4 protein-coding genes are annotated in these 5,028 nt (G+C 72.9%); 1 reads left to right on the top strand and 3 read right to left on the bottom strand.

Annotated elements, in window-relative coordinates:
- Nucleotides 1–134: 134 nt before the first annotated feature.
- From ACWGDE_RS35990 to ACWGDE_RS35980, 3 genes are all read right to left on the bottom strand, one after another.
- Nucleotides 135–1,784, bottom strand: a complete 1,650-nt coding sequence (locus tag ACWGDE_RS35990; protein WP_453393285.1) for a phospho-sugar mutase — start codon at nucleotides 1,782–1,784, stop codon at nucleotides 135–137.
- A 35-nt stretch (nucleotides 1,785–1,819) separates the two neighbouring features.
- A complete protein-coding gene (locus ACWGDE_RS35985) occupies nucleotides 1,820–2,626 on the bottom strand; it encodes a purine-nucleoside phosphorylase (protein WP_453393284.1) in 807 nt (268 codons plus the stop codon).
- A 218-nt stretch (nucleotides 2,627–2,844) separates the two neighbouring features.
- Nucleotides 2,845–3,282: a gamma-glutamylcyclotransferase gene (locus ACWGDE_RS35980; RefSeq protein WP_453393283.1), complete on the bottom strand. Its 438-nt coding sequence runs from the start codon at nucleotides 3,280–3,282 to the stop codon at nucleotides 2,845–2,847.
- 220 nt (nucleotides 3,283–3,502) lie between these two features.
- On the opposite strand from ACWGDE_RS35980, the gene ACWGDE_RS35975 reads away from it, so the two are divergent.
- Nucleotides 3,503–4,942 (top strand): NAD(P)H-quinone dehydrogenase, encoded by a 1,440-nt coding sequence (locus tag ACWGDE_RS35975; RefSeq protein WP_453393282.1) that lies wholly within the window; start codon nucleotides 3,503–3,505, stop codon nucleotides 4,940–4,942.
- Nucleotides 4,943–5,028 lie beyond the last annotated feature (86 nt).

The following is a 5,028-nucleotide window of genomic DNA, read 5'->3' as shown; positions in this document are numbered from 1 at the left end:
GCCCCGGACCGATGGTCCGGGGCCGTTCGCACGGGCGGAGCCCCGGCGTCGCAACCGCCGGACGGAGTCCGGCGCAGCGGCGCGAAGCCGGGGAGGCCCCCAGGGGCCGAGCCGCGCGAGCGGCGCGCGAGGGATCAGATGCCCGCCGCCGCCGCGAGGTCCTTCTTGATCGCGTCGAGGACTTCCTGGCCGCGCGCGCGGGCCGGGAGCAGGTCCGAGGCTTCCGCCACCGGGACCACGACCTCCAGGTAGCACTTCAGCTTCGGCTCCGTGCCCGAAGGCCGCACGATCACCCGGGCCTTGTAGTCGCCCTCCAGGTAGTAGCGCAGGCCGTCCGTGGGCGGGAGGGTCGCCGTGCCGCGGTTCAGGTCCTCCGCCGAGGTGACCCGCAGGCCCGCCAGCGCGACCGGGGGCTCCGCGCGCAGCGCCGCCATCGCCGAGGCGATGACCGACAGGTCCTCCACGCGGACCGACAACTGGTCGGTGGCGTGCAGCCCGTGGGCGATCGCCAGGTCGTCCAGCAGATCGGTCAGGGTCCGGCCCTGCTCCTTGAGCACCGAGGCCAGCTCCGCGACGAGCAGGGCGGCCGTGACGCCGTCCTTGTCGCGGACGCCCTCGGGGTCCACGCAGTAGCCGAGCGCCTCCTCGTACCCGTAGCGCAGGCCCTCGACCCGGGAGATCCACTTGAAACCGGTGAGGGTCTCCTCGTAGCCGACCCCCGCCGCCTCCGCGATCCGGCCCAGCAGGCTGGAGGAGACGATGGACTCGGCGAAGACGCCCGTCGCGCCCTTGTGCACCAGGTGGGCGGCGAGCAGCGCGCCGACCTCGTCGCCGCGCAGCATCCGCCAGCCGGTGGCAGAGGCGTGGTCCGGGACGGCCACCGCGCAGCGGTCGGCGTCCGGGTCGTTGGCGATGACGATGTCCGGGTTCACGCGGGCGGCCGTCGCGAAGGCCAGGTCCATCGCGCCGGGCTCTTCCGGGTTGGGGAAGGCCACGGTCGGGAAGGCCGGGTCCGGCTCCGCCTGCTCGGCCACCAGGACCGGCTCGGGGAAGCCCGCGCGGGCGAACGCGGCCAGGACGACGTCCTTGCCGACGCCGTGCATGGCCGTGTAGACGGTCCGCACGCCCCGGGCGGACCCGGGGGTCAGGACGGCGTCCGTACGCTCCAGGTAGGCCTCCAGGACCTCGTCGCCGAGGTCCTGCCAGCCGCTCTCGGCGCGCGGTACGTCGGCCAGCGCGGCGATCGCGTCGATCTCCGCCGCGATCTCGGCGTCGGCCGGCGAGACGATCTGCGAGCCGTCGCCGAGGTAGACCTTGTAGCCGTTGTCCCGGGGCGGGTTGTGGCTCGCGGTCACCTCGACGCCGGCGACGGCACCCAGGTGCCGTATGGCGTACGCGAGGACGGGCGTGGGCAGCGGGCGGGGCAGGACGGCCGCGCGCAGCCCGGCGCCGATCATCACGGCGGCGGTGTCGCGGGCGAAGTCCGCCGACTTGTAGCGGGCGTCGTAGCCGACGACGACCAGGCCGCCGGCGTGCCCCTGGGCCTTGAGGTAGGCCGCCAGGCCCGCCGCCGCCCGGATGACCACGTTGCGGTTCATCCTCATCGGGCCCGCGCCCAGTTCGCCGCGGAGCCCGGCGGTGCCGAACTGGAGCATGCCGGAGAAGCGGTCCGCGAGCTCGGTCGTCTCACCGGCCTCGATGAGCTTCGCGAGCTCGTCCGCCGTCTCCGGGTCCGGGTCCTCGGCCAGCCAGGCCTGGGCCCGTGCGATCAGATCGTCCTGCACGTCCTGCACTACCTCTCGTCGGTCGGTCGGGTCGATCAGATCCGGGCGAGGACCTGGGTCAGCAGCTTGCCCATGCGGGCGGCCGAGTCGCGGCCGGCCTGGAGCACCTCTTCGTGGTTCAGCGGCTCGCCGGAGATGCCCGCCGCCAGGTTGGTGACCAGCGAGATGCCGAGCACCTCGGCGCCGGCCTCACGGGCGGCGATGGCCTCCAGCACGGTGGACATGCCGACCAGGTCGGCGCCCATGACGCGGATCATGTTGATCTCGGCCGGGGTCTCGTAGTGCGGGCCGGGGAACTGCACGTAGACGCCCTCTTCGAGGGTCTCGTCGATCTCCTTGCACATCGCGCGCAGACGCGGCGAGTACAGGTCCGTGAGGTCCACGAAGTTCGCGCCGACGATCGGCGAGGTGGCCGTCAGGTTGAGGTGGTCGCTGATCAGCACGGGCTGACCGGGCTTCATGCCCTCGCGCAGACCGCCGCAGCCGTTGGTCAGGACGACGGTCTTGCAGCCGGCGGCCACGGCCGTGCGCACGCCGTGGGCGACGGCGGCGACGCCGCGGCCCTCGTAGTAGTGGGTCCGGCCGAGGAAGAGCAGCGCGCGCTTGTCGCCGATCTTGTACGAGCGGATCTTGCCGCCGTGGCCCTCGACGGCGGGCGGCGGGAAGCCGGGCAGCTCGGTGACCGGGAACTCGGCCTCGGGCGCACCGAGCGCCTCTGCGGCGGGGGCCCAGCCGGAGCCCATCACGAGGGCGACGTCGTGGGTCTCGGCGCCGGTGAGCTCGCGCAGGCGGGCGGCGGCGGCGTCGGCGGCGGCGAAGGGGTCGGTAACAGATGCGTTCACGCGGAAGAGCGTAGCCGCTCTGTGCCTACGCGCGTAGATGGCACCGCTCACGGTATTCGGATCGTTGCTTTGTCGTTTCCGACCAATTGTCCCGGGCGGGGCGTGCGGGGGCCCTGCGGCGCCGTTGCCGGGGCTCCGCCCCGGACCCCGCGCCTCAAACGCCGGCGGGGCTGGACTTGGCCGGTGTCGGCCCGGATGCGCGCCCGCAGGGCGCTGACCTAACAGGGGCGCTTGCGGAGTTCCATCACGTAGTCGTGCGGGGCGCCCGCGGACTCGGCCGCGTCGGCGAGTTCGCCCAGGTAGCGGGCGGAGGGCAGGCCGCCCTCGTAACCGTTCAGTACGTACACCCAGGCCGCTTCCTCGCCGTCCAGCGTGTGCACGCGCACCCGCATCCGGCGGTAGATGTCGAGCCCGACGCCCTCCCACCGGTCCATGGACTCCTCGTCCAGCGGGGCGATGTCGTACAGCGCGACGAAGACCTGGTGGCGCGGCGCTTCGACGATCGTCGCCAGCGCGCCCTCCCAGCCCATCTGCTCGCCGCCGAAGGTCAGCCGCCAGTCGTTGATCCAGCCCGTGCCGCGCAGCGGCGAATGGGGAGCGCGGCGCGTCATCAGCCGCGGGTCGAGGTTGCCGGCGTACGCGGCGTAGAGCGACATGTGGTCGAGGGTACGGGAGGGGCGGCCCCGACCGCGTTCCCGGACCTTTCCCCGGCTCCCGCGCGCTCCTCGGCCACGGCCTCCGCCCGGATGGCGGACCGGGCGTGAAGCACCTTGATGCGTGCGGGACAATGGGGCACGGAATGCATCCCCCGGGGAGACCCCCCGGAAGCCCCGGCCGGGGCGGCAGCCGGCCGGGTAGACGTGAGGCGGAGTTTTCGTGACCCGGATCGTGATCATCGGCGGCGGACCAGGCGGGTATGAGGCGGCCCTCGTGGGGGCCCAGCTCGGCGCGGAGGTGACCGTCGTGGACTGCGACGGTCTGGGCGGAGCGTCGGTCCTCACCGACTGCGTGCCCTCCAAGACCCTCATCGCGACCGCCGAGGTCATGACGACCTTCGACTCGTCGTACGAGGAGCTCGGGATCGTCGTCGCGGACGACACCCCGCACATCGAGCAGGCCGCGCGCGTCGTCGGCGTGGACCTCGGCAAGGTGAACCGGCGCGTGAAGCGCCTCGCGCTCGCCCAGTCGCACGACATCACCGCCTCCGTCACCCGGGCCGGCGCCCGCGTCGTACGGGGCCGCGGCAAGCTCGGCGGTCCGCAGGGCATCGACGGCACGCGGGACGTCATCGTCACCGCCGCCGACGGCAGCGAGACGATCCTGACCGCCGACGCCGTGCTCATCGCCACCGGCGGGCACCCCCGCGAGATCCCCGACGCGATGCCCGACGGCGAGCGGATCCTGAACTGGACCCAGGTCTACGACCTCGAGGAGCTCCCCGAGGAGCTCATCGTGGTCGGCTCCGGTGTGACCGGCGCCGAGTTCGCCGGCGCCTACCAGGCCCTCGGCTCCCGGGTGACGCTCGTGTCCTCCCGCGACCGCGTGCTGCCCGGCGAGGACCCGGACGCCGCCGCCGTACTGGAGGACGTCTTCCGCCGCCGCGGCATGAACGTCATCGGCCGCTCCCGCGCCGAGTCCGCCAAGCGGGTGGGCGACCGGGTCGAGGTCACCCTCTCGGACGGCCGGGTCATCACCGGTACGCACTGCCTGATGGCGGTCGGCGCGGTGCCCAACACCACCGGCATGAACCTGGAGGAGTCCGGGGTCAAGCTCAAGGAGTCCGGTCACATCTGGACCGACAAGGTCTCGCGCACCTCCTCGCCCGGCGTGTACGCGGCCGGCGACGTGACCGGGATCTTCGCGCTGGCCTCCGTGGCCGCCATGCAGGGTCGCATCGCGATGTACCACTTCCTCGGCGACGCGGTGGCCCCGCTGAACCTGAAGACGGTCTCCTCCAACGTCTTCACCGACCCCGAGATCGCCACCGTCGGCTACACCCAGGCCGACGTGGACTCCGGCAAGATCGACGCCCGGGTCGTGAAGCTCCCGCTGCTGCGCAACCCGCGCGCCAAGATGCAGGGCATCCGGGACGGCTTCGTGAAGCTGTTCTGCCGCCCCGGCACCGGGATCGTCGTCGGCGGCGTGGTCGTCTCGCCGCGCGCGAGCGAGCTCATCCACCCGATCTCGATCGCCGTCGACAACAACCTGACGGTCGAGCAGATCGCAAACGCGTTCACCGTGTACCCCTCGTTGTCGGGTTCGATCGCGGAGGTCGCCCGCCAGCTGCACACGCGCAAGGCCGCCGGCGAGGCGTAAATACCGATAACGACCCTTGTGCGCAAGGGTTTTGGAGTGGAGGGGGGGGGGGGGGGGCGCGCGGGGGGGGCCCCCCCCCCCCCCCC

The sequence above is a fragment of the Streptomyces sp. NPDC054956 genome (genome assembly GCF_053609185.1).
Note: the sequence above shows the minus strand (reverse complement) of the source record. Positions and strands in the feature narration are given on the sequence as shown.

What these genes read in the sequence shown, in the direction of transcription:
- ACWGDE_RS35980 (WP_453393283.1), bottom strand. Translation starts at nt 3,282, where the DNA reads ATGTCGCTCTACGCCGCGTACGCCGGCAACCTCGACCCGCGGCTGATG.